The 22168-nt window shown below is 68.7% G+C and carries 26 protein-coding genes; 12 read left to right on the top strand and 14 right to left on the bottom strand.

The genetic code is table 11. The annotated features are described in order from the left end of the window. Positions 1–7 precede the first annotated feature (7 nt). The 5 genes from ftsZ to M1L36_RS01625 all read left to right on the top strand — a co-directional run bounded on the left by ftsZ (position 8) and on the right by M1L36_RS01625 (position 2992). Positions 8–1213, top strand: a complete 1206-nt coding sequence (gene ftsZ / locus M1L36_RS01645) for a cell division protein FtsZ (RefSeq protein WP_250871969.1) — start codon at positions 8–10, stop codon at positions 1211–1213. A 48-nt stretch (positions 1214–1261) separates the two neighbouring features. After that, complete coding sequence (locus tag M1L36_RS01640; protein ID WP_250871968.1) at positions 1262–1477, top strand: hypothetical protein; 216 nt, start codon at positions 1262–1264, stop codon at positions 1475–1477. A 55-nt stretch (positions 1478–1532) separates the two neighbouring features. Then, positions 1533–1706, top strand: a complete 174-nt coding sequence (locus M1L36_RS01635) for a protein translocase SEC61 complex subunit gamma (protein WP_250871967.1) — start codon at positions 1533–1535, stop codon at positions 1704–1706. Next, the gene (locus M1L36_RS01630; protein ID WP_250871966.1) at positions 1706–2143 is read left to right on the top strand and encodes a transcription elongation factor Spt5; all 438 of its coding nucleotides are present in this window, start codon (positions 1706–1708) and stop codon (positions 2141–2143) included. Before M1L36_RS01635 ends, M1L36_RS01630 begins: the two co-directional genes overlap by 1 nt. Positions 2144–2263: 120 nt before the next feature. After that, entirely contained in the window at positions 2264–2992 is a 729-nt protein-coding gene (locus tag M1L36_RS01625; protein WP_305794328.1) for a PHP-associated domain-containing protein, read from the top strand. 46 nt (positions 2993–3038) lie between these two features. On the opposite strand, the gene M1L36_RS01620 is transcribed toward M1L36_RS01625, so the two are convergent. The 5 genes from M1L36_RS01620 to M1L36_RS01600 form a co-directional block, all read right to left on the bottom strand. Beyond that, positions 3039–3533, bottom strand: a complete 495-nt coding sequence (locus M1L36_RS01620) for a metal-dependent hydrolase (protein ID WP_250871963.1) — start codon at positions 3531–3533, stop codon at positions 3039–3041. 148 nt (positions 3534–3681) lie between these two features. Beyond that, the gene (locus M1L36_RS01615; RefSeq protein ID WP_250871962.1) at positions 3682–4194 is read right to left on the bottom strand and encodes a CinA family protein; all 513 of its coding nucleotides are present in this window, start codon (positions 4192–4194) and stop codon (positions 3682–3684) included. Positions 4195–4295: 101 nt separating this feature from the next. After that, positions 4296–4571, bottom strand: a complete 276-nt coding sequence (locus tag M1L36_RS01610) for a HalOD1 output domain-containing protein (RefSeq protein ID WP_250871960.1) — start codon at positions 4569–4571, stop codon at positions 4296–4298. Between the two features lie 128 nt (positions 4572–4699). Next, positions 4700–5335, bottom strand: a complete 636-nt coding sequence (locus tag M1L36_RS01605) for a helix-turn-helix domain-containing protein (RefSeq protein WP_250871959.1) — start codon at positions 5333–5335, stop codon at positions 4700–4702. Positions 5336–5435: 100 nt separating this feature from the next. After that, positions 5436–7337 (bottom strand): ABC transporter ATP-binding protein, encoded by a 1902-nt coding sequence (locus M1L36_RS01600; protein ID WP_250871958.1) that lies wholly within the window; start codon positions 7335–7337, stop codon positions 5436–5438. Positions 7338–7689: 352 nt separating this feature from the next. Between M1L36_RS01600 and M1L36_RS01595 the strand changes: the two genes are divergently transcribed. Continuing rightward, the gene (locus M1L36_RS01595) at positions 7690–8883 is read left to right on the top strand and encodes an ArsA family ATPase (RefSeq protein ID WP_250871957.1); all 1194 of its coding nucleotides are present in this window, start codon (positions 7690–7692) and stop codon (positions 8881–8883) included. Between the two features lie 9 nt (positions 8884–8892). Here M1L36_RS01595 and M1L36_RS01590 read toward each other — a convergent pair whose 3' ends face one another. After that, on the bottom strand, positions 8893–10203 hold the full coding sequence (locus M1L36_RS01590; protein WP_250871956.1) for a glycerate kinase type-2 family protein: 1311 nt from the start codon (positions 10201–10203) through the stop codon (positions 8893–8895). A gap of 12 nt (positions 10204–10215) precedes the next feature. After that, entirely contained in the window at positions 10216–11037 is an 822-nt protein-coding gene (locus tag M1L36_RS01585) for an SDR family oxidoreductase (RefSeq protein ID WP_250871955.1), read from the bottom strand. Between the two features lie 169 nt (positions 11038–11206). On the opposite strand from M1L36_RS01585, the gene M1L36_RS01580 reads away from it, so the two are divergent. Further along, on the top strand, positions 11207–11527 hold the full coding sequence (locus M1L36_RS01580; RefSeq protein ID WP_250871954.1) for a hypothetical protein: 321 nt from the start codon (positions 11207–11209) through the stop codon (positions 11525–11527). Between the two features lie 21 nt (positions 11528–11548). Here the strand turns inward: M1L36_RS01580 and M1L36_RS01575 are convergent, their stop codons facing one another. The 4 genes from M1L36_RS01575 to M1L36_RS01560 form a co-directional block, all read right to left on the bottom strand. Beyond that, positions 11549–12355 (bottom strand): endonuclease V, encoded by an 807-nt coding sequence (locus M1L36_RS01575; protein ID WP_250871953.1) that lies wholly within the window; start codon positions 12353–12355, stop codon positions 11549–11551. 25 nt (positions 12356–12380) lie between these two features. Beyond that, entirely contained in the window at positions 12381–13286 is a 906-nt protein-coding gene (locus M1L36_RS01570) for a rhomboid family intramembrane serine protease (RefSeq protein ID WP_250871952.1), read from the bottom strand. 137 nt (positions 13287–13423) lie between these two features. Continuing rightward, positions 13424–13885, bottom strand: a complete 462-nt coding sequence (locus M1L36_RS01565; RefSeq protein ID WP_250871951.1) for an MGMT family protein — start codon at positions 13883–13885, stop codon at positions 13424–13426. Positions 13886–13969: 84 nt separating this feature from the next. Continuing rightward, on the bottom strand, positions 13970–14584 hold the full coding sequence (locus M1L36_RS01560; RefSeq protein ID WP_250871950.1) for a lipase family alpha/beta hydrolase: 615 nt from the start codon (positions 14582–14584) through the stop codon (positions 13970–13972). Positions 14585–14691: 107 nt separating this feature from the next. Between M1L36_RS01560 and trpC the strand changes: the two genes are divergently transcribed. From trpC to M1L36_RS01540, 4 genes are read left to right on the top strand one after another with little or no spacing between them, the layout of a single operon-like run. Beyond that, positions 14692–15462, top strand: a complete 771-nt coding sequence (gene trpC, locus M1L36_RS01555) for an indole-3-glycerol phosphate synthase (RefSeq protein WP_305794326.1) — start codon at positions 14692–14694, stop codon at positions 15460–15462. Further along, positions 15459–16706, top strand: a complete 1248-nt coding sequence (gene trpB / locus M1L36_RS01550; RefSeq protein WP_250871948.1) for a tryptophan synthase subunit beta — start codon at positions 15459–15461, stop codon at positions 16704–16706. Before trpC ends, trpB begins: the two co-directional genes overlap by 4 nt. Next, the gene (gene trpA / locus M1L36_RS01545) at positions 16703–17629 is read left to right on the top strand and encodes a tryptophan synthase subunit alpha (protein WP_250871947.1); all 927 of its coding nucleotides are present in this window, start codon (positions 16703–16705) and stop codon (positions 17627–17629) included. Before trpB ends, trpA begins: the two co-directional genes overlap by 4 nt. Positions 17630–17657: 28 nt before the next feature. Beyond that, on the top strand, positions 17658–18452 hold the full coding sequence (locus tag M1L36_RS01540) for a 2-amino-3,7-dideoxy-D-threo-hept-6-ulosonate synthase (RefSeq protein ID WP_250871945.1): 795 nt from the start codon (positions 17658–17660) through the stop codon (positions 18450–18452). Between the two features lie 52 nt (positions 18453–18504). Here the strand turns inward: M1L36_RS01540 and M1L36_RS01535 are convergent, their stop codons facing one another. The 3 genes from M1L36_RS01535 to M1L36_RS01525 form a co-directional block, all read right to left on the bottom strand. Beyond that, on the bottom strand, positions 18505–19164 hold the full coding sequence (locus M1L36_RS01535) for a helix-turn-helix domain-containing protein (protein WP_250871944.1): 660 nt from the start codon (positions 19162–19164) through the stop codon (positions 18505–18507). A 173-nt stretch (positions 19165–19337) separates the two neighbouring features. Beyond that, the gene (locus M1L36_RS01530; protein ID WP_250871943.1) at positions 19338–20003 is read right to left on the bottom strand and encodes a helix-turn-helix domain-containing protein; all 666 of its coding nucleotides are present in this window, start codon (positions 20001–20003) and stop codon (positions 19338–19340) included. Positions 20004–20087: 84 nt separating this feature from the next. Beyond that, entirely contained in the window at positions 20088–21227 is a 1140-nt protein-coding gene (locus tag M1L36_RS01525; protein WP_250871941.1) for a Vms1/Ankzf1 family peptidyl-tRNA hydrolase, read from the bottom strand. Positions 21228–21372: 145 nt separating this feature from the next. Here M1L36_RS01525 and M1L36_RS01520 point away from each other — a divergent pair, with 145 nt between their 5' ends. Beyond that, the gene (locus tag M1L36_RS01520) at positions 21373–22158 is read left to right on the top strand and encodes an SDR family NAD(P)-dependent oxidoreductase (protein WP_250871940.1); all 786 of its coding nucleotides are present in this window, start codon (positions 21373–21375) and stop codon (positions 22156–22158) included. The last annotated feature ends 10 nt before the right edge of the window (positions 22159–22168 follow it).

The following is a 22168-nucleotide window of genomic DNA, read 5'->3' as shown; positions in this document are numbered from 1 at the left end:
CGCAGGCATGGACTCGCTTATAGAGGACGCCATCGACGAGGCCGAACAATCTCGGGAGGAGAACTCCCCGCGTGGGAACGGGGCGGAGCCACAGGCAGAGGGCTCCACGAACACCGCCGGTGCGCCCGGCGCCAACTCCGGGACGATGACCGACGAGGAGCTCGCGGACATCGTCAAGGACCTGGAGACGAAGATCACCGTCTTCGGATGTGGCGGCGGTGGCGGCAACACCGTCACCCGGATGGCCCAGGAGGGCATCCACGGCGCGCAGACGGTCGCCGCCAACACCGACGCCCAGCACCTCGCGGAGCAGGTACACGCGGACTCGAAGATCCTCATCGGACGCAAACGCACCGGCGGTCGCGGCGCGGGGTCGGTCCCCCAGATCGGCGAGGAGGCCGCCCAGGAGAACATCGACGACATCCAGATGGCCATCGGCGACTCCGACATGGTGTTCATCACCGCCGGTCTCGGCGGCGGCACCGGCACCGGGAGCGCCCCGGTCGTCGCCCAGGCCGCCCAGGAGGCCGGCGCGCTCACCATCGCCGTCGTCACCATCCCGTTCACCGCGGAGGGCGAGCGACGGCGCGCGAACGCCGACGCCGGTCTCGAGCGCCTGCGACAGGTCGCCGACACCGTCATCGTCATCCCGAACGACCGACTGCTCGACTACGCACCGAACCTCCCGCTGCAGGACGCGTTCAAGATCTGTGACCGCGTGCTGATGCGCTCCGTGAAGGGGATGACCGAACTCATCACCAAACCCGGCCTCGTCAACGTCGACTTCGCCGACGTGAAGACCATCATGGAGAACGGTGGCGTCGCGATGATCGGACTCGGCGAGTCCGACTCCGAGAACCGCGCACAGGACTCCATCCGCTCGGCGCTCCGCTCGCCGCTGCTCGACGTGGAGTTCTCGGGGGCGAACTCGGCGCTCATCAACGTCGTCGGTGGCCCGAACATGTCCATCGAGGAGGCCGAGGGCGTCGTCGAGGAGATCTACGAGCGCATCGACACCGACGCGCGCATCATCTGGGGTGCCTCCGTCAACCCGGACTTCGAGGACAAGATGGAGACGATGGTCGTCGTCACGGGCGTCGACTCCCCGCAGATCTACGGCAAGGGCGACGAGGCCGACGGCGTCTCGGCCGACCGCGTCGAAGGGCAGGAACCGAACCCCGACGACGACGGCGACATCGACTTCATCGAATAATCGACCCGCCGGCGATACGTTCTTTTTCTACCCCGACTCCGTGAGCGTATGGTCTCGCTCACACCGACCCTCCAGCAGTTCGTCGCTGCGGTGCTCGTCTTACTCACCAGTCACAACGCGACCGTCCTCGCGAGGACGGAACTACTCAGCGTGCTCGCGTTCGTCGCCTTCTCCGTCAGTAGCGTGGTCGTCGTGCTTCAGGCCCTCGGCGCGGCCGTCGCGGGCGGTCGGCGGCTCACGACTGCGACACGCGTCGAGGAGTGACCCGTCTCATATCGTTGTAGAAAGATAGAAAAAGGCGCGCCGGTAATCCCGCCGCATGGAAGTACCGAAGGACCTGAACTCGTACGTTCGCGTGCTGAAACTCGCCAGCACGCCCTCCACCGAGGAGTTCTCCCAGGTGGCGCTCATCGCGGGGGCCGGTATCGTCTTCATCGGCCTCATCGGGTTTCTCATCTTCGCGGTCATGACGCTCCTCCCCGGTGGTGTCTGATGGCGATATTCGCCGTCAAGACGACCGCCAGCCAGGAGCGAACGGTCGCCGACATGATCATGACCCGCGAGGAGGAGACCATCCACGCCGCGCTCGCGCCGGACTCGCTGACCAGTTACGTGATGGTCGAGGCCGACGAGGCCGCCGTCTTCGAACGCATCCTCGACGAGATTCCCCACGCCCGCGGCGTCGTGCCCGGCAAGTCGAGCATCATGGAGGTCGAGCACTTCCTCTCGCCGAAACCCGACGTGGAGGGCATCGCCGAGGGGGACATCGTCGAACTCATCGCCGGTCCGTTCAAGGGCGAGAAGGCGCAGGTCCAGCGCATCGACGAGAGCAAGGACCAGGTCACCGTCGAACTGTACGAGGCGACGGTCCCCATCCCCGTCACCGTGCGCGGTGACCAGATTCGAGTTCTCGACTCCGAAGAGCGGTAACCGAACGACCGACCTTCTCGAAACTCCTGTCGTCTCACAGCCGACGCCTCACCTTTCGAACCGATTAAGCGGTGACCGCGAGAAACGACGGACGTGACGGCAGACGGCTTCCGCGTCGACATGCACGTGAAGATCCTCGACGACCGCGTCGTCGAGCGTGCGAAGGACCGAGGGCTCGACGCGCTCGTCTACGCCCCCCACTTCGTCCGCCTGCCCAACATCGCGGCGAAAGCCGAGGCGTTCTCCGACGAGGAGCTACAGGTGTTCCCCGCCCGCGAGGTGTTCACCGGTAACTGGCAGCGTCGCAAGCACGTCCTCGCGCTCGGGTTGACCGACCCCGTACCCGACTTCATCACCCTCGAAGGAGCGATGGCCGAGTTCGAACGCCAGGACGCCGCCGTGCTCGCCCCCCACCCGGAGTTCCTGACGGTGAGTCTCGACGAGCGCGACATCGAGCGGTTCGACGTCGACGCCGTCGAGGTGTACAACCCGAAACACCTCCCGCGGGACAACGAGCGGGCGGTCCGCATCGCCCGCGAGACGGGGACCCCCGGGTTCACCTCCTCGTACGCCCACCTCCTCGGCACCGTCGGCGAGGCGTGGACCGAGTTCAACGAGGACGTCGAGGACGTCGCTCACCTCGCCGAACTCCTGCGGTCACGGGCACCGCGTCAGGTGTACCACCGTGAGGGTGTCGGCCACGAACTGCGCTGTGCGGCGGAGTTCGCCCACCTCGGACTGGAGAACACGTGGGGGAAGATCGACCGCGTGTTGCTGTCGGCGACCGAACCGACTCATCCGGGCCACATCGCCTACGACGGGCGGTTCGACGACGTCCGGGTGTACTGAGACGGACCCGAGGAGAGGGTCGGTCAGCGGCGACGAGAGACGCGTTCTACAACGGCAGGTCCGACAGCGGCGGGACCCGGCTCAACTCGGCGACGAGTTCCGGCGCGTAGCGGACGATGGCCGCGGCGACGAGCAGTTCGACGGCCGTGACGACGAGCGTGACGAGGTTGGCGTACCTGCTGCTGGTCGCCACGCCCGTCGGGAAGCCGTACTCCGTCGAGAGCGGGTAGAACAGCGCGATGCCGCGTTTGCTCCCGACGACGTCCAGCACGTAGTGGGTGAGGACGCCGACCCAGACCCAGTGGAGGTTGTCGAAGACGACCGGGAAGGCGACGAACAGCCCCAACACCAGCAGGTTGTGGAGCGTCTTGCGGTGACGGCCGAACGCCGTGTCGACGTCCGGGAACAGCGCGCCGAGGACGACCGGGACGGTGACCGCGACGACCGTCGTCAGCGTCTCGACGTCGCCGCCGGGTTCGAGGACGAACCCGAGCCCCACGCCCAGCAGGAGGCCGTTGATGACGTGTCCTTCCTTGTTCACGCGGTGTGCTGGCGAGGCCGACGGCAAAGCCCCATCGGTCGAGCGGTGTGGCAGTCGGGCGTCTGGTCGGCGGTCGGTCGGCAGCCAGTGTCCGGTCGGTGGCCGAACGTCGGCGGTCGGCGCTCGGTCTCGTCCGTTCGGCCGGTGGTCACCGGTCGGACTCGATGCGCGCCAGCAGGTCCGCGAGCGCTCGTCTGGCGAAGGCGGCTTTCACCTCGTCGCGCGAGCCGTCGAACTCGTGGCGCTCGACGGTGGTCCGGGAGTCACCGCTGCCCCACGGCGCGGCGTTGGCGACGCCGACGTACACCGTCCCGACGGGTTTCTCGTCGGTGCCGCCGTCCGGGCCGGCGATACCCGTCGTCGCCACCCCCCAGTCGGTGTCGGCGGTGTCACACACCGCTCGGGCCATCCCCGCCGCGACGGGGGCGCTCACCGCGCCCTCAGCGTCGAGCACCTCCCGGGAGATGGCGAGCAGGTCGCGTTTCGCGGCGTAGGAGTACGTCACCACCGAGCGGTCGAAGTAGTCGCTCGACCCCGGGACGTCGGTCAGCAGCGAACCGACGAGGCCACCGGTACACGACTCCGCGACGGCGAGCGTCTGGCCGTCGCGGCGCAGCGCGTCGCCGACCCGGCGCTCGACATCGTCGAGACTGTCGTCCATGGCGGGTCTCCGAGAGCCGAGAGCAAGAAACTGTCCGCGGTTCGACGGCCGGGGACCGACCCGACGCGCTGGTCGGGGCCGGGTCCGAATCCGTCGGCGACTCAGTCGTCGGCGACGGCGGCCGGACTGTTGGCCGCGAACGTCTCCTCGTCGACCGGCGAGTCGGTCCGGACGTGGACGCTGACCTCGTCGTCGGCCGCGACGGTGACGTGGGTGCCGGCGTAGTCGAACGAGAGCCATCCGTCGGGGGTCGACCGCGTCTCCCCGCGGGGCATGAACAGTGCGTCGAGCGCCCCTGGCGCGACGGCGTCGTACAGCGCCGGCAGGTCGTCCGTGTGTCGGCCGGTCGCCGCCGCGACGGTGTCGGCGATGGTCATGACCAGTGACTCTGCCAGGTCGTGGCGGACGCTAAACGTTGTCGTACCGGAGACAGTCTCTCGTTTCGTCATCACACCGGTTGTCAAGCGTCACCAGGCATCGGTTGTGGCGTTCATATGTGACTCGTTTATACGTCGTCGACCAGCGAGTGCTCGATGAACGCCGCGGTCGCTCGGCGGAGTCGGCGGCCGGCGGCGGTCGCGGAGACGCCGAGTCGCTCGCCGAGTTCCGCCAGTGAGACCGCCCGTGGCTCCTCGAAGTAGCCCATCTCGTAGGCGACTCGCAGCGCCTCTCGCTGCTCGACGGTGAGTCCCAGGGCGGACTCCTCGCCGATGTCGGTGAGCGAGCGGAGTTCGAAGCTGACGCCCTCCTCGTCGCAGTACCGTCGGAGGCAGGCGAGCGACCCGCGGTCGGGCGTCCGCAACCGAAACGTCCAGCCGCCGTCGCCGCCCACGAGGTCGAGAACCTGGAGACCGATGTCGACGAAGACGGGACCGAACCGGAGGCGGTCGGTCGATAGCTCTAGGGCGTACACCGGGTCGCCGTCACAGCCGTGTCGCGACCAGTCGAGCACCGTCGGGTCCTCCGCCAGCGCCGCGTCGAACCGCGCGAGGTCTGCACAGCAGACCGTGGCGTACGAGTGGACGAACCCGTCGTCGATCATCGTCTGGTGTTCGGGGTGGACGCGCACGTTGGGGACCCGCTCGAACGTCCGGGCCATGGTGAGGTCGGGGTGACTGAGTCGAATCGTGGCGACGAGCATTGATACAAGCGCAGTGAGCGTGCTGTACTAACCAGGAAATCGCGGGTGTAAACCCGTTTCCGTTCTCACCGGCGGGGCGCGAGCGAGCGGCGAGGCCCCGTCAGTGGTTCGGGAGCGCGCTCTTCTCGCCGGCCTGGACGCCCCAGAGGTCGGCGTAGACGCCTTCGGCGTCGAGCAAGCGGTCGTGGGTGCCGCGTTCGACCACCTCGCCGTCGTCGAGGACGAGAATCTGGTCGGCGTCTTTGATAGTCGAGAGGCGGTGGGCGATGGCGAGTACCGTGCGGTCTTCGACCAGGCGGTCGATGGAGCGCTGGATGCGCAGTTCGGTCTCGGTGTCGACGTCGCTGGTCGCCTCGTCGAGGATGAGGATGTCGGGGTCCTGCAACAGCACGCGGGCGATACCGACGCGCTGTTTCTGGCCGCCCGAGAGCTTCACGCCGCGTTCGCCGACGAGCGTGTCGTAGCCCTCCTCGAACTCGGTGATGAACTCGTGGGCCTCGGCCATCTTCGCGGCCTCGCGAATCTCCTCGTCGGTGGCGTCGAACGTCCCGTAGGCGATGTTCTCCTTCACGCTCCCGTAGAAGAGGAACGTCTCCTGGCTGACGTAGCCGATGGACTCGCGCAGACTGCCGAGGGTGACGTCACGGACGTCGTGACCGTCGATACGGATCGCTCCCGAGTCCACGTCGTACAGTCGTGGCAGGAGTTTGAGGACGGTCGATTTCCCCGCACCAGTCGGCCCGACGAGCGCGAGCATCTCCCCGGAGTCGAGGTCGAAGCTCACGCCGTCGAGCACCGTCGCGTCCTCGTCGTCGTCGCGGCCGTAGCCGAAGGTGACGTCGTCGTACTCGACGCGGCCGTCGGTGACGACGAGGTCGGTGGCGTCCTCGCGTTCGGGGAGGTCGGTCGGTTCGTCGACCAGTCCGAAGATGCGCTCGGCGGAGGCCTGCGCGCGCTGGTACAGGTTGATGAGCTGACCGAACTGCGCCATCGGCCAGATGAGGCGCTGGCCGAGGTAGACGAACGTGACGAAGTTCCCGACGCTGAGCGGGCCGGAGAACGGTCCCGGTGCGCCCTGGAACACCCAGACGCCGCCGACGACGAACGTGATGACGAAGCCGATACCCGCGGTCAACTGGAGACCGGGGAAGAACTTGACCCGGGTCGTGATTGCCCGGACGTTCGTGTCGTAGTACTCCTGGGAGGTGTCGGTGACGCGGTCGGTCTCGTAGGTCTCGGTGTTCGAGGCCTTGATGACCTCGATACCCCCGAGGTTGTTCTCCAGGCGAGAGTTCATCCGGCCGACCGTCGAGCGGACGTCGGCGTACATCGGCTGGATGGTCTGGACGAACTTGTGGGTGAACACCGCGATGATGGGCACCGTCACGAGCGTCAACAGCGCCAACTGCGGGTTGACGTAGAACAGCAACCCGGCGACGCCGAGGACGGTGACGAGCAGTTGGGTGAGCACCCCGAGACCGCCGTTGAGGAACTGTTCGAGGCGGTTGACGTCGTTGTTGAGGATGCTCATCAGTTCGCCGGTCTGCTTGTCGGCGAAGAAGCCCAGGTCGAGACCCTGCATCGCGTCGTAGGTGTCCGCGCGCACGTCGTGCTGGACGCGCTGGGCGAACACGCTCAGGCCCCACCCCTTCCCCCACTGGAACAGCGCCGAGAGGAAGAACGAGGCGGCGACGATGCCCGCCGAGAGCCAGAACAGGTCGACCTGGCCGGTCGGGAGCCACGAGTCGGGCACCAGCGGCAGGTCGTACGGTTCGGTCTGGAGGAACACCGCGTCCACGGCGAGACCGAGGACGAACGGCGGGAGCAGCGCCAGCGTGTGGGCGAACAGGCTCGCACCGAGACCGATACCGAGCGGTCGGCGGTGGAGGCTGCCGTACTGCCGGAACAGACGGCGCATCGGCTTGTCGACGCGTGCGCGCTGTTCTTCGAATGTGTCGTCTTCGTCGTCTGATTCTGAAGCTGAATCCTGCGTGGCTGTCATCGATAGGGTCGTGTCGGGCGGTCGGAGAGCGGTGCTGAGTCGGGCGGGAGGTCCGCGGGGGCGGCGTCGGCGGGCGGTCGAACGACGGTACGGACTGGCGTCGGTGTGGTGGTCGTCATGAGTAGGTGTGCGCCGCTGTGCACGGCGTGGGCGGTCGAGACGTGGAGACACCCGCGTGCGGGTGTCACCTCAGAACGGTTTCGCGTCTGTCATCTGCCCTCGACTGAGCGATGGAGGCGTCCCGCATAACGATTTCTATGGTGTGGGAACGGACCCCACGCGCATCCCGGTGTCGGCCGGCGGTGCCCGTCCGTACCAACGGATACTCGTGGCGCGATGCGGTAGGAGACGTATGAACACCATCGAGGTCGAGGCCGTCGAGGACATCGACGCCGAGGACGTCACGCCGGAGGGCGTCGACGCCCCGGACTACGTCCTCTACGGTGGGAAGGGTGGCGTCGGCAAGACGACGATGGCGGCGGCGACGGCGCTCGCCAGCGCCAACGACGGGACGCCGACGCTCGCCGTCTCGACGGACCCCGCCCACTCGCTGTCGGACGTCCTCGGAACGCCGATTCCGGACGAACCGGCGCGCATCCGCGACGACATGCCCCTCTACGCCGTCGAGATCGACCCCGAACGCGCCGACGACCCGTTCGACGGGTCGGGCGGTCCCGGCATGGGTGGGATGGGCCCCGGCGGCGTGGGTGCCGACGGAGACGCGAACGGCGGGAACGCGGGGCCGTTCGGCGGCACGGGCGGGATGGGTGGCTTCGGGATGGGCGGAGGCGCGGGCGCACCCGGTCAGGGCGGGTCGGGGTCGGACAGCGGGTTCGACGTGAACGAGGGGTTCGGGGCGGCGGACGCGATGTTCGGCGGGATGAACCCGATGGGCGGCGGCGGGGCGATGCCCGGTGACGACGAGACCGCCGCGATGCAACTCCTGCTCCAGTACATGGACGACGAGCGCTTCGACCGCGTCGTCGTCGACACCGCACCGACGGGTCACACGCTCCGCCTCCTGCAACTGCCCGAGGCGCTCGACTCGATGCTCGGCCAGATGCTCCAACTGCGCGAGCGGATGAGCGGGATGCTCGGGGACATGCCCGGTCCGTTCGGCGACCCCGACGCGACCGACGTCGGTGGCCTCCGCGAGTTCGCCGACCGCGTCGAACGCCTCCGCGACGCGCTCCGGGACCCCGACAAGACCGACTTCCGGGTCGTGATGGTCCCGGAGACGCTGAGCGTCATCGAGTCCGAACGCCTCCTACGCGAACTGGGTGACTACGGCGTCAACTGTAGCACCGTCGTCGTCAACCGCGTCACCGAGGACATCACCAACGTCGCGGACGTCGACGAGGACGCCTTCGTCACCCCCGACCCCGAACACTGCGAGTTCTGCTCGCGGCGCTGGCAGAGCCAGCAGAAGGCCCTCCAGCGAGCTAACGAGGTGTTCCGCGGAAAGGACATCAAACGCGTCCCGCTGTTCGCCGAGGAGGTGGCGGGCGAGACGATGTTGCGCGTCGTCGCCGCCTGTCTCGCCTGAGAAGGAGCGTCACGACGATTCTTCGAGTCGCTCCGGCGCGTCCACCAGCACGACTCTGAGGTCGTTCACGTTCGTCGCACTGTCGACGGTGAGCAGCGCGTCGCGCTCGCCGAGATGGGGGAGGGTGTCGTTGCTTGCAAGCGACTGCCGGGCACGTGCGACGTCCTCGACGGTCGCGCTGTCGACGGCCGCGCCGGCCACGTCCGTCCCGCCGTCGCGCCCGTCGGTGTCCACACTCACGAGCGTCACGTGCGGCGGGCACTCCAGCGCGGCCGCCAGCGCGAACTCCAGGTTCGGGCCGCCGACGCCGTCGCCGCGGACGGTCACCGTCAGCTCACCACCCGAGAGGAGCGCCAGTGGAGGCGGTGCGGGGTCGCCCGACGCCAGCACCTCCTCGGCGACGGCGACGTGCGCGAGGGCGAGTTCCCGGGCCTCGCCGCGCATCCGCGAAGAGAGCACCAGCGGGTCGTAGCCCGCTTCACGCGCACGGTCGGCCGCCGCGTCGATAGCCGTCCGACCGGACGCAAGCAGGTGCGTGTGGACGTGCTCGAACGGCCCCGCGTGTGTGGTGGCCGTCTCGACGGCCTGCCGAACCGCGTCACTCGCATCGACGTCGTACCGCGAGAGCACCGCGAGCGCCTCGTCCACACCGGTCTCGTCGGGCGTGAACGGTCCGCTGGCGACGGTCGCGGGGTCGTCACCGACGACGTCGCTGACGAGGAGCGCGAGGACCGTCGCGGGCGCAGCGCGGGCGGCCAATCTACCGCCTTTCACCCGCGAGAGACGCTTGCGGACGGCGTTTATCTCGTTGATGGTCGCGCCGCTCTCGACGAGCGCTTCGGTGAGGTCCCGGAACTCGCCGAGCGGGACCGTCGGTGCGGCCAGCAGCGCGCTCCCGCCGCCGGTGACCGGCGCGAGCACGAGCGTCCGTTCGTCGGCCGCGTCGAGCAGGTCGCAGAGGCGGTCGGTGGCGGCGACGTTGCGCTCGCTCGGGACGGGGTGGTCGCCGAGAGCGACGTCGACGGGGTCGGTTCCGGCGTCGTCGCCGTCCGTGACGACGAGGCCGTCGTCGAGGCGTTCACCGAGGACGGCCACGAGGCCGCGCGTGACCGCCGCGCTCGCCTTCCCGCCGCCGGCGACGACGACGCGGTCGTACCCGGCGAGGTCGACCGTCCACTCGCCGGCCGTGAGCGACTCGCCGTCGAGCGATAGCTGGTCGGTGACGGCCCGTTCGGGGTCCGCGGCGGCGACGCCAGCCTCGATGCACTCGCGGGCGAGGTCGTAGCGCGCGGCGCGGTCGGCGGCCGAGTCGTGAGTCACCACGACCGGCCCTCAGAGCAGTCGGCCGAGCAGGCCGAACACCGCGTCACGGACGCGGTCGGGCAGGAACCGGGCCTTCAGCGAGAGGTCCGCGAACGCGCCGACGGGGTAGCGCGCTTCGGGTTCGGGGACGACCGACGCCTCGACGATGACCTCCGCGACGTCGATGGGGCGGACGGCGACGGGGGAACTGCCGCCGAACGTGGTGCCGTCGTCGTACAGTTTGTACAGCGTCTCGTAGGCTCCCGACCGGTCGAGGACGTCGAGTTCGTCCTCCGCGCGGTCGGCGAACTGCGTCTCGACGGGTCCGGGTTCGACGAGGACGGCCTCGATGCCGTGTGGTTCGACCTCGTTTCTGAGCGCGTCGGTGAGTGCTTCGAGCGCGAACTTCGAGGCGGAGTAGACGCCCATTCCGGGGGTCGCGAACCGGCCCGCGACGCTGGAGACGTTGACGATGCGCCCCTCGCCGCGTTCGCGCATGTGCGGGAGGACGGCCTTGATGAGGCGGTGAGGGCCGTAGAGGTTCACGTCCATCTGCTCGTGGACCAGGTCGGTCGGCACGTCCTCGACGGGGCCGAACTGCCCGTAGCCTGCGTTGTTGACGAGACAGTCGATGCGGCCCTGTTCTTCGTCCATCCGGTCGACGACCGCCCGGACCTGCGTCTCGTCGGTCACGTCCAGCGCGGCGGTCTCCGCGCCACGGTCGGCGAGGTCCGCGATATCTGCGGGGTACCGAGCGGTCGCGTACACGGTCCAGTCCTCGTGGAGAAAAGCGCGAGCGGTCGCCCGACCGATTCCCGACGACGCACCCGTAATCAACACCGTCTTGGCCATAACCGCGTCTCACGCCGGTCGCACTTAACAGGGGACGGTCGGAGCGGCGACGAGTCGCTGCGGAGTGGATTCGCAAGCCCAACCTCTTGGAGTGTGGTTCGTGTCGTCTTCGGACGAGACGGTCCCTTCGACGCAACCCGCGTTTCGACCGCGACCCTCCCGAACGACGATGACACCCCACAACCCACCCGGCCCCGACCCATCGGTACCCGACAGCCCCGTCGTCAGACCACGTCCCGACGGTCTCGGCGTCACCATCGACAAGAGCGTCGTCGAGGCCATCCTCGACGAGACGGACCACGGCCTCGTCCCGGACGGCCGAAGCCAGCGCGCGCCCGAGGACCTCCTCGACGCGCTGGTCGACGCGTTCACGCAGGTCTCGCCGTGGATGGACCCCGACGTCGTCGCCGACTGCCGCGGTGCCGCCCGGACCATCCGCGCGCTCCGCGACGACGCCACGCCCGTCTACGTCACGCGACGCGACCGCTGAGGTCCGCGACTCCGGTCGGCGTCACTCCCGCACATCCTCTTTCACCTCGTCGGCGTAGGCGTCGGCCAGCCGCGTCGGTTCGGGCAGTTTGTACCCCCCGCGACAGCCCAACACCACGTCGCGAGCGGTCGCCGCGCTCACGCGGTGGCCCGGCGAGACGTACACCGGGTTGATACGGTAGGAGTCGAACTGCCGGGTCTGGACGGCGTGACCGACGAGCGTCCCCGCCTCGCAGTCCATCCGGTCGTTCGCCTCGATGGGGACCGACTCTCCCGCCTCCAAGTGGTCGGTGTCGGCGACCGGGGTCCCACAGAGCAGGCTCTTGGCGACGCCCAGCGCGGGCACGTCCAGCGCGACGCCCATGTGCGTCGCCAACCCCGCCTGCCGGTAGTGGATGCGCCCCGACCCGTCGAACAGCACGACGTCGGGAGTGGTGTCGAGACGCTCGAACGCGTCGAGGATGGGACCGCCCTCGCGAAACGACAGCAGACCGGGGACGTACGGGAAGGTGAGCGGCGAGACGGCGTGAGTGCGTTCGACCACCTCCCCGTCCCGGAGGACGACGACGGCGCTCACGGCCCGGTCGTCGAGGAACGCCTGGTCGACGCCGGCGACGAGCAGTGGGTCGGGACGGACCGGTGAGTCGGACTCGGTCGGTGAGTCGAGCGTCGTCTGTGAGGGAGCGGCGTCGCCGGTCCCGAGTGTGTCGAGGTCGAAACCGTGGTCGTCGTCGAAGCGGGCGCTCGCGGCGATGTCGTGCTGGAGGGCTTCCATCTCCTCGCGGGTCGACTCGGGGTCCGGACGGAACTCGGGACGGGCGACGTTCACGACCCGAGAGAGGAGCGACGGGGTGTTAGAACCGACGCCGGCCGCCGCCCATGCCGCCACCGCCGCCACCGAACTGGACCTGTCCGGGGGCGCGGACGCCCTGCCGCTTGACGTACTCGCCGTACAGCAGGCCGATGACGAGGCCGGAGAGGTGGGCCATGTGCGCGACGTTGCCGCCGAGAACGTTCGTCCCCGGCGAGAGGACGCCGACCAGCGAGAGACCGGCGTAGCCGAACGTCAGCACCCAGATGGGCACGGGGATGAAGAAGTACAGCAGTACCCGCATGTCCGGGTTGAGGACGGTCAGCACGCCCATGATGGCCATGATGGCCCCGCTCGCACCGAGGACACCGCTGGCGGGTTCGTTGAGCGCGATGGTCAGGCCGATCTGACCGAGGCCGGCGACCGCGCCGCTGACGAGGAACAGCGCTGTGAACGCCTTCGAACCGATCTGTCGTTCGACGACCGGGCCGAAGAAGTACAGCGCGATGCCGTTGAACAGGATGTGAGTGAAGCCGACGGGGCTGTGAGCGAAGATGGAGGTGAACCACGTCCACACCGCGAGCGGTTCGGTCGACGTCAGGACGAACAGGTCCTGGTGTAGCTGGGGGCTGAACACGTTGATGACGATCTGCTGGGCGACGAACGTCACCAGCATCAGCGCGAGGAACACGTAGGACATGTTCCCGCGGAAGTAGCTCAGCGGGCCGTTCGTCGCGGTCAGACCGGAGAGCGCGCCACCCGACGAGCGCTGCTGGTTCACGCTGTCGTCGAACCCGCCGTCGAAGACGCCGCTCGGGTCGCCCCAGTTCTGGAGGCCCGGACAGTCGTGGGACTCCGGGAGGCGGTGCTCGGAGCAGAAGGTGTTGCCGCAGTGCCGACAGTTGTACGGCATGCTCTCTTGCCGCCCACACTCGTCACACAGTGCCATTACGTGAGGCTAGGTATCCGACGGCAAAGGGGTTTGGGTCGATGGGTCGGCCGCCCCAGAACCGTTCTCGTCGGTGAATAGAAGCGATTCGTCTCACGGTGGGAGGAACGTTACGTGTTTCACACAGTCCGAATCTACTACAGCTCTTCGATGCTCCGGAGGCGCTGTTCGACCTCGGGTGGCGCGCCGCTCGGTCCGTCGCGGACGCGGTGGTCGGGGACGAGTAGGGGGATGGGGTTGTTCGCGAGTGCGGTCCGGACGGTGTCGTGGTCGGCCTCGTCGTCGGCGTCGAGGCCGGCGACGTTCCGGACGAGTCGCTCGACGGTCACCTGCTTGCGGAACGGTATCTTGCGGACCGCGAGCAACACCTCGCGCTGGTCGGTCGGGACCGTCAACGCGAGTTCGACGTCGTCGAACGATTCGTCGTCACCCTCCAGATACGCCTCGATGCGGTCGAGCAGCGGGTGGTCGGTCTCGGCGTCGTCCTCGGGCGTCCGGGGGAACGTCAGGGAGATGACCTTGCCGCTGGCGATGCCGACCTGCACGTAGCGGTCGAGATACTCGAACTCCCGGGCGTAGATGCCCGCCACGTCGTCCATAGCGGTCTCACGGGAAACCGAAGTATGAAGGTTAGCATGCCGCTCGACGACCGCCCGTCGCGACGGCGCGCCCCGGTGGCGACCTCACAGCGCGTCCGCGTACTGCGAGAAGACGCCAGCGTCCGAGACGAGCGCCATGTGGCCCGGGCCGCTGACGTGGACGTTCCGGACGTTGCGCGCCTCGAACGGGAGCGAGGCGCGGTCGGGGCTGACGAGTCCGTCGTCGTCGCTCCCGACGGCGGTGTAGTCGACGCCACGGGGCGGTCGCCGACCGTTGAGCACGGTCAGGAAGTCGCTGTCGGGCGTCATCGCCCGCCCGCCGGGTGTCGGCTGGGTGTACGCCAGCGTCGTCCCCTGGTGGGGCGTCCCGAGCGTGACGAGGTCGTCGACGAACGCCGCGCCGCCGCCGCGTTCGACGTACCAGCGCGCGCCGAGGCCGCCCATCGAGTGCGCGACGATGTCGACCCGCGAGTCGTACCGGTCGCGAAGCGTCTCGACGCGGTCGCCGATGCGCTCGGCGTACCGCCGCGGTGACCCGAGCGTCAGCCCCGGCACCCCGAACGACAGCGTCTCGACGGCGTCGTCCGGGTATCCCCGGTTGTGGAACCGCCCTTCGAGCGTCCGCCACCAGGGCGTCGCGCCCGCGTCGCCGTAGCCGTGCACGAGCAACACCGGATGTGTGGTCTCCCCCGTTCCCATCGCTCCGTCTACATCGTCGGTCGGCAAAAGCGACCGGGCAGGTCGCGTGACACGTTGCACCACGACCCGCAAGCCTTACGTACAGACTAGTCCATCGAAGTACAATGATGGACAGTCAAGGAGAGCTGGCCCCCGCGGTCGCCTCGATTCTCGAGGCGGCCCGCGCGCGGCCCACGCCGGCCGAGCGCGTCGCCGTGACGCCCCGGGACCTCCCGTCGGCGCTCGCGCGCGCCGAGGCAGCCGGTCGCGTCCCGGTCGTCGCCGAGGTGAAGCCGACGAGTCCGACGACCGAGGGCACCGACGAGCGTGACCCGGTCGAACTGGCACGCGGGATGGTCGCCGGCGGCGCTGCGGCGCTGTCGGTGCTGACCGAACCCGAACACTTCGGCGGGAGCGTCGAGACGCTCGACCGCGTCCGCGAGGCGGTCGACGTCCCGGTCCTCCGGAAGGACTTCCTGCTGGAGGAGGCACAGCTCGACGCCGCCGAGGCCGACGTCGTGTTGCTCATCGCCCGGTTCCTCGACGACCTCGAAGGGATGCTCGCGGCGGCCCGCGAGCGCGGCTTTCAGGTGCTCGTCGAGGTCCACGACCGCGAGGAGTTGGAGCGAGCGCTCGACGCGGGTGCGGACGTCGTCGGCGTGAACAACCGTGACCTCGCGAACCTCGTGGTGAACTTAGAAACGTTCGAGAGCGTCGCGCCCCACGTTCCGGACGACGTGACGCTGATCGCCGAGAGCGGTATCGCGGACCCGGCCGACGCCGCCCGGATGCGACGGGCCGGCGCGGACGGCCTGCTCGTCGGGACGGGCATCGTCCGCGGCGGCGGTAGCGTCGAAGCGAACACGAGACGACTGACGACACCAATGGACGACTCATGAGCAGCGACACGAGCAAGTTCGGCGAGTACGGTGGACAGTACGTTCCGGAGGCGCTGATGCCGGCTATCGAGGAGCTGGACGACGCCTACCGGCGGTACGTGCTGGAGAACGAGGACGGGTTCGTCGACGAGTTCCGCGAGCGGTTGCGGGACTTCGGCGGCCGACCGACCCCGCTCCAGCGCGCCGACCGCCTCAGCGAGCGCTACGACACCGACCTGTTCCTCAAACGCGAGGACCTGCTCCACGGCGGCGCGCACAAACTCAACAACGCCCTCGGGCAGGTGTTGCTGGCGAAGTACATGGGCAAAGAGCGCATCGTCGCCGAGACCGGTGCGGGACAGCACGGCACGGCGACGGCGATGGCTGCGGCCCACCTCGACGTGCCCTGTGAGATATACATGGGCGAACGCGACATCAACCGCCAGCGCCCGAACGTGTTTCGGATGCGACTCAACGGTGCGGCGGTCAACCCCGTCACGACCGGTCGCGGTACCCTCAAGGAGGCCATCAGCGAGACGATGCGCGACTGGGCGACGACCGTCGAGACGACCCACTACGTCATCGGCTCCGTGGTCGGACCACACCCGTTCCCGACGATGGTCCGGGAGTTCCAGTCCGTGATTTCAGAGGAGGCCCGAAGGCAGTTCGACGACCAGGTCGGCGGTCTGCCGGACAGCGTCGTCGCCTGTGCGGGCGGCGGGTCGAACACGATGGGCGCGTTCTCCCGGTTCGTCTCCGACGAGTCGGTCGACCTCTACGCCGTCGAGGCCGGCGGCAGTTCCCTCGCCGTCGACGAGGAGGAGGGCGTCGCACCCAACTCCGCGTCGCTGTCGACGGGCACCGAGGGCGTGCTCCACGGCGCACGCACGAAGCTCCTCCAGGACCGCGACGGGCAGATAGTGGAATCGCACAGCGTCTCCTCGGGGCTGGACTACGCCGGCGTCGGCCCCGAACTCGCGTACCTCGTCGACGAGGGGCGAGTCACGCCCGTCACCGTCGACGACGACGCGGCGCTCGAAGGGTTCCACCGCCTCTCCCAGACCGAGGGTATCATCCCGGCGCTGGAGACGGCCCACGCCGTCGCGTGGCTCGAACAGGCCACGTCCGAGCAGTTGGGCGACAGCGTCGTCGTCTGTGTCTCCGGGCGCGGCGACAAGGACCTCGAATCGGTCATCGAGGAGACCGCCAGTCGGGAGATTCCGAACGCACCGGATATGGACGTGTTCTCCGGAGGGATGCGATGAGCCGTCTCGACGAGGCGTTCGCCGACGGACCGGCGTTCGTCCCGTACCTCGCGCTCGGCGACCCGGACCTCGAATCGAGCCTGGAGTACGTCCGAGCGCTCGACCGTGGCGGGGCGGACGTCATCGAACTCGGGTTGCCGTTTTCCGAACCCATCGCCGAGGGGCCGACCATCCAGTCGGCCGTGGTGCGGTCGCTGTCGGGCGGGATGACGCCCACCAAGTTCTTCGACGCCGTCGAGACGCTCGACGTGGACGCGCCGCTGGTCTGCATGACCTACTACAACCTCGTCTACCAGTTCGGGGGGAGCGAGGCGCGAAGCGCCTCGGAAGACGCGAGCGGTGGAACCGCGAGCGAGGGAGCGGGTCCACGGCCGTTCGTCGAACGCGCCGCCGAGGTGGGTATCGAGGGGTTCGTCGTCCCCGACTTACCCGCAGAGGAGGCCGGCCCGCTGCGGGAGGCGTGTGACGAGTTCGGTCTGGACCTGATCTTCATCGTCGCGCCGACCACCCGCGGCGAGCGCCTCGAACGCATCATGGAGCGGACCTCGGGGTACGTCTACGTCCAGGCGCGACTCGGCGTCACCGGCGCGAAGGCCGACGTGAGCGACCAGACCGGCGCGAGCCTCGACCGCCTGGACCGCTGGGACCTCCCGAAGGCGGTCGGCTTCGGCATCTCCTCGGGCGAGCAGGCCCGCGAGGTAGTGGCGGCCGGTGCGGACGGCGTCATCGTCGGCAGTGCACTCGTCGACATCGTCGCCGAGGGAACCTCGGCTGCCAGCCAGACGGCGTCTGGCGACGTCGCCGAAGGCCACGAGAACGGCGACTCCACCGAGGCGGTCGCCGACCGTCTCGAGACGCTCGCACGCGAACTGAAACGGGGTGCGCTCGCCGGGGCAGAGCGAGCGCAATCGGAACGGACTTGAACGAACCTGCCACACTCTCACACACTCAATGAACGCAGGCACACAGGCACGACTCGACCGAATCGGGACAGACGGGAAGTACGTCGTCGTCCCGATGGACCACGGCATCACGATGGGGGCAGTACAGGGGCTGAAGGACATCGAGTCGACCATCGACGCGGTGACGCGCGGCGGGGCCGACTCCGTGCTCACCCAGAAAGGTGTCGCCCCGCGCGTCCACCCGAACAAGAACGACGCGGGCTACATCGTCCACCTCAACGCCTCGACGACCATCGGCCCGGACAGCAACGACAAGCGCATGACCGGCACCGTCGAGGAGGCCATCCGCGCCGGCGCGGACGCCGTCTCGCTGCACCTCAACGTCGGGAGCGACCACGAACCGAAACAGATAGAGGACCTCGCACAGGTCACCGAGGCCGCCGAACGGTTCGGCGTCCCGGTCCTCGCGATGACGTACGCCCGCGGCCCCGGTGTCGACGAACACGACGCCGAGGCGCTCGGTCACGCGGTCCGACTCGGCGAGGAACTCGGCGCGGACGTCATCAAGACGGCGTACTCCGGCGACGCCGAGAGCTTCGAACACGTCGTCGAGTCCACGCGCCTGCCGGTCGTCATCGCCGGCGGGTCGCCATCGGGCGACGAGGCGACGCTGGAGGCGGTCCGCGGGGCGATGGACGCCGGCGCGGCGGGCGTCTCGATGGGGCGCAGCGTGTTCCAGCACGAGGACCCCGAGGCCATCACCCGCGCCGTCAGCGCCGTCGTCCACGAGGACGCGGATGCCGTGGACGCACTCGAACGGGCCGGCCTCTCCGCTCGCGTCTGAACGACCCGTCGCGACGCTCCTCCGTACGGTTCTCGCGAACGACGAGCGGGGGCTATCCGAGGCTCTTCTTCCCGAGTAACAGCGTGTCGGTGACGAGCGCCTCCTGCCCACGGCGGAGGCGTTCGGAGAGCGCCTGGTGGGAGATGTCGAGGTCCTCTGCCAACTCGTCGAGGTCGGTCTCACGCGGAACGGCGAAGTAGCCGGCTTCACAGGCCGCCACGAGCGCGTCGAACTGCTCGGTCGTCAGGCCGTAGCGACCGCTCGGGTCGCCCTCCATCTCCCGGACGAGTTCGATGTCGAACCGGAGGTCGTTGATCTCGCAGTAGTCGTGCGTCGAGGAGAGTCCCTCGCGGGTTGGAAACAGCACTCGGAACCACCAGCGCTCGCGGTCGGTCCACGCCTCCATGATGGTCGCCTCGGAGTTCGCGATCATCTGGAGGACGACCCCCACCCGGTCGACCCACTCCATCCGGTAGAGCCACTCGCCGTCGAACGAACTCAGTAGTTCGACGTCCGTCGTCGTCGGGTCCGCTTCGAGCGCCGCCCGGACCGTCTCCTCGTCGGGACCGGTCGCCCACACCAGCGGGACGACGGCGTCCGCACCCGTCTCCACGAGTCGCTCGCACTCGACGGCGATGTCCTCGTGGGCCTGGAGCGTCCGGTACAGCGCGAACTGTTCGGCCGGAACTGAGGCGACGACGATAGTGCTCATCAGTTCGAGAGTGGGTCGGCCCAGGATATACGGGTTGCTCAGGTCGCCGGCCACGACTGTCCGAAACTGATTTACTGTTGATACGATTCGTCGACGACTGGCCGCTCGCCGGGGTTCGGAGACCACAGGTCGTCTCGTCTCACTCGGTACCTGTGCGACGGTCCCGATTCGTCTCAGTCGTCGGGACGAACGCCCTGGCCGACCAACAGCGTCTCGGTGACGAGTACCTCGGTCCCGCGGCGGAGGCGTTCGGAGAGCGCCTGGTGGGAGATGTCGAGGTCCTCGGCCAACTCGTCGAGGTCGGTCTCGCGCGGGACGGCGAAGTAGCCCGCCTCACACGCGGACACGAGCGCGTCGAACTGCTCGCTGGTGAGGCCGAACCGACTGCTCGGGTCGCCCTCCATCTCCCTGATAATCTCGATGTCGAACTCGACGCCCCGCTCCTCGCAGTAGTCGTAGGTCTTCGACAGTTTGTCGCGGTCGGGGTAGAGGACCCGGAGATACCACCGCCCGTGGTCCGTCCAGGCCTCGATGATGGTCGCCTGCGAGTTCGTTATCATCTGGAGGACGAGGTCGACACGGTCGACCCACTCCATCCGGTAGAGCCACTCGCCGTCGAACGAACTCAGCAGTTCGACGTCCGTCGTCGAAGGGTCGTCGTCGAGTGCCTGTTTGAGCGTCTCCTCGTCGGAGCCACGGACCCACAACAGCGGGGCGACGCTCTCCTCGCCGGTCTCGACGAGCCGTTCACACTCGAAGTCGACGTCGTCGACCCGTTGGAGCGTCTGACTGAGCGCGAAACTCTCGGAGGGAATGGAGCCTACGACGATAGTGCTCATCGGGTACGTAGAGGACCCAGAGTTCGAAAAGAGTACCCTACGTTCCGAATCGGCCACAGTCACAGGTTCGAGACAGTCTCGCGCTCACTCGATGGGGAATCGGAGGAACGCCGCGCGCCCCCCGAACCCCTCGCGGAACCGGTCGCCTCCCTCGACGTCCGCCGGGACGACGACCACCTCCCCGCCCTGGTCGGTCGCCTGCGATTCGAGCGCCCGGAACGCCTCGGTGCGGAGCGAGTCGGCGAGCACCAGCGTCTCGACGGCGTCGTAGGTCAGCGCCTCCGCGACGCCCTCGCGACCGTAGGCGACCCGGTCCTCGTCGGCCGCCGCCGAGAACAGGTCTTCGAGCGTCTCGCGCGGGCCACGCCGTTCGACGGCCGCGATGCGGTCGCGCCCGAGTTCCGCGAGTCGTTCGAGGCCGCGTTCGTTGGCGTACTCGACGGCGAACGGGTCGCCGAGCATCGCGTCGACGAGACGCGAGGAGAGGTGTCCGTCCTCGACGAACCGCTCGACGGTCCCGGTCGTCCCCCCGACCAGCACTCCTTCGACACCGCCCTCCTCGTCCTCGACTCCGTCGACGGCACCGTCGCCGTCGGTGGCGCGCTCTGCGGCCGTCCGGTCGCGGAACGCTCGCTCGGCGGTCTCGCCGACCCGGTCGAAGAACTCGTCGCGCTGGCGTTCGCGCTCGCGTTCGAACCGTTCGGCGGACTGGCCGCCCGCTCGGGTCTTGCCCATCACGTCGCTGTCGAACTCCTCGAGGACGTCGAGGCGGCCGTCGTCGAGGCGGCCGAGCGCCGCGCCGCCGCGGTCGACGACGAGCAGACCGACGCTGTTCGAGGGACCGACCACGGCGTCGAGCGGCGACGTGTCGAACTCGTTGGCCCACGCGTAGCGCGACTCCGTCACCGGGTCGGGCAGGGCGTCGAACGTCCAGTCGGTCGCCGCGTCGTCGACGACGCCGGCGAAGACGACCAGTCCGTTGTCGGGCGTGGTCTCGTAGTCGGCGAGCACTCGACGGGCGTGTTCGAGCGCGTCGCGTTCGTGGCTCGTGGCGTCGTCCGTGTCGATGTACGACGCCTCGGCGTGGTCCTCCTCGACGCGCTCGTGGACCGACGCGACCGACTCGTCGGCGGGAACGGCGATAGTGAGCAGGCGTTCGTCGTCGACGGCGACGCGTTCGACCGCGCCGATACGGTCGTGCAGTGGCGGAGACTCCGTACTCATCTAGGACGGAAGTGCTCGCGGTGACCCGTTGGTCCCGCGCCCTGCCTCTGCCACCCGGTTTTGACGCCGCCGCGTGCGGAGCGCAGGCGTCGCCAGTCTGGAGGCAACGCATAGCGATTAGTTCTCGCCGCCCGTCGGGCCGTCCATGGGTTCGCTCTCGTTCGACTACAGTGGAGAGACGGTCGTCGTGACCGGGGGAAGTTCGGGCATCGGCCGGGCGACGGCCCTCGAGTTCGGCCGGGCCGGTGCGACGGTGGTCGTCGCAGACGTCCGCGAGAAACCGAAGGACGACCACGCCAGCGTGCCGACCCACCGCGTGATTCGGGAGGGCGGAGGGGAGGCGGAGTACGTCGAGTGCGACGTCGCCGACCCCGGCGACGTGGCGACGGTCGTCGAGGCCGCCCGCGACCTGGGCGGCGTCGACGTGATGGTCAACAACGCCGGCCTGTTCGTCGGCGAGTCGCTCGTCGACCTCGCAGCCGACGACCTCGACCGAATCATCGACGTCAACGTCAAGGGGACGTTCTACGGGACGCAGGCCGCCGCCCGCGACATGCGAGACCGGGGTGACGGCGGCGTCATCCTCAACACCGCCTCCATCTCCTCGCGGTTCGCCCAGAAGGGTCAGGTCCAGTACGACGCGACGAAGGCCGCCATCGCGATGATAACGCGCGGCGCGGCGCTCGAACTCGCCCCCGACATCCGCGTCAACGCCGTCGCCCCCGGCCAGATAGCGACGGAGTTCACCGAGAACGGCACCGAGAGCACACAGGAGCGGGCGGGTGACCAGGGGTTCGTCAAACCCGTACCACTGGAGCGGGCGGGGTTCCCGGAGGACCTCGCACCCGCGTACTGCTACCTCGCCAGCGAGGAGGCGAGCTACGTCACCGGCGAGGTGCTGTACGTCGACGGCGGGTGGGGGGCGTTCTGAGGCGGCCGGT

The sequence above is a fragment of the Halomarina rubra genome, assembly GCF_023699475.1.
Lineage (GTDB): Archaea > Halobacteriota > Halobacteria > Halobacteriales > Haloarculaceae > Halomarina > Halomarina rubra.
This window is presented reverse-complemented; position numbering and strand designations above follow the sequence as displayed.

Coding starts and splice junctions, on each gene's coding strand:
- M1L36_RS01610 (WP_250871960.1), bottom strand. CDS start 4,571: ATGACCATCGCCGACACCGTCGCGGCGGCGACCGGCCGACACACGGAC.
- M1L36_RS01520 (WP_250871940.1), top strand. CDS start 21,373: ATGGGTTCGCTCTCGTTCGACTACAGTGGAGAGACGGTCGTCGTGACC.
- M1L36_RS01540 (WP_250871945.1), top strand. CDS start 17,658: ATGAACGCAGGCACACAGGCACGACTCGACCGAATCGGGACAGACGGG.
- M1L36_RS01535 (WP_250871944.1), bottom strand. CDS start 19,164: ATGAGCACTATCGTCGTCGCCTCAGTTCCGGCCGAACAGTTCGCGCTG.
- M1L36_RS01595 (WP_250871957.1), top strand. CDS start 7,690: ATGAACACCATCGAGGTCGAGGCCGTCGAGGACATCGACGCCGAGGAC.
- M1L36_RS01580 (WP_250871954.1), top strand. CDS start 11,207: ATGACACCCCACAACCCACCCGGCCCCGACCCATCGGTACCCGACAGC.
- trpB (WP_250871948.1), top strand. CDS start 15,459: ATGAGCAGCGACACGAGCAAGTTCGGCGAGTACGGTGGACAGTACGTT.
- M1L36_RS01560 (WP_250871950.1), bottom strand. CDS start 14,584: ATGGGAACGGGGGAGACCACACATCCGGTGTTGCTCGTGCACGGCTAC.
- trpC (WP_305794326.1), top strand. CDS start 14,692: ATGGACAGTCAAGGAGAGCTGGCCCCCGCGGTCGCCTCGATTCTCGAG.
- M1L36_RS01630 (WP_250871966.1), top strand. CDS start 1,706: ATGGCGATATTCGCCGTCAAGACGACCGCCAGCCAGGAGCGAACGGTC.
- M1L36_RS01605 (WP_250871959.1), bottom strand. CDS start 5,335: ATGCTCGTCGCCACGATTCGACTCAGTCACCCCGACCTCACCATGGCC.
- M1L36_RS01635 (WP_250871967.1), top strand. CDS start 1,533: ATGGAAGTACCGAAGGACCTGAACTCGTACGTTCGCGTGCTGAAACTC.
- M1L36_RS01585 (WP_250871955.1), bottom strand. CDS start 11,037: ATGGCCAAGACGGTGTTGATTACGGGTGCGTCGTCGGGAATCGGTCGG.
- M1L36_RS01565 (WP_250871951.1), bottom strand. CDS start 13,885: ATGGACGACGTGGCGGGCATCTACGCCCGGGAGTTCGAGTATCTCGAC.
- M1L36_RS01640 (WP_250871968.1), top strand. CDS start 1,262: ATGGTCTCGCTCACACCGACCCTCCAGCAGTTCGTCGCTGCGGTGCTC.
- trpA (WP_250871947.1), top strand. CDS start 16,703: ATGAGCCGTCTCGACGAGGCGTTCGCCGACGGACCGGCGTTCGTCCCG.
- M1L36_RS01570 (WP_250871952.1), bottom strand. CDS start 13,286: ATGGCACTGTGTGACGAGTGTGGGCGGCAAGAGAGCATGCCGTACAAC.
- ftsZ (WP_250871969.1), top strand. CDS start 8: ATGGACTCGCTTATAGAGGACGCCATCGACGAGGCCGAACAATCTCGG.
- M1L36_RS01615 (WP_250871962.1), bottom strand. CDS start 4,194: ATGGACGACAGTCTCGACGATGTCGAGCGCCGGGTCGGCGACGCGCTG.
- M1L36_RS01625 (WP_305794328.1), top strand. CDS start 2,264: ATGCACGTGAAGATCCTCGACGACCGCGTCGTCGAGCGTGCGAAGGAC.
- M1L36_RS01600 (WP_250871958.1), bottom strand. CDS start 7,337: ATGACAGCCACGCAGGATTCAGCTTCAGAATCAGACGACGAAGACGAC.
- M1L36_RS01530 (WP_250871943.1), bottom strand. CDS start 20,003: ATGAGCACTATCGTCGTAGGCTCCATTCCCTCCGAGAGTTTCGCGCTC.
- M1L36_RS01525 (WP_250871941.1), bottom strand. CDS start 21,227: ATGAGTACGGAGTCTCCGCCACTGCACGACCGTATCGGCGCGGTCGAA.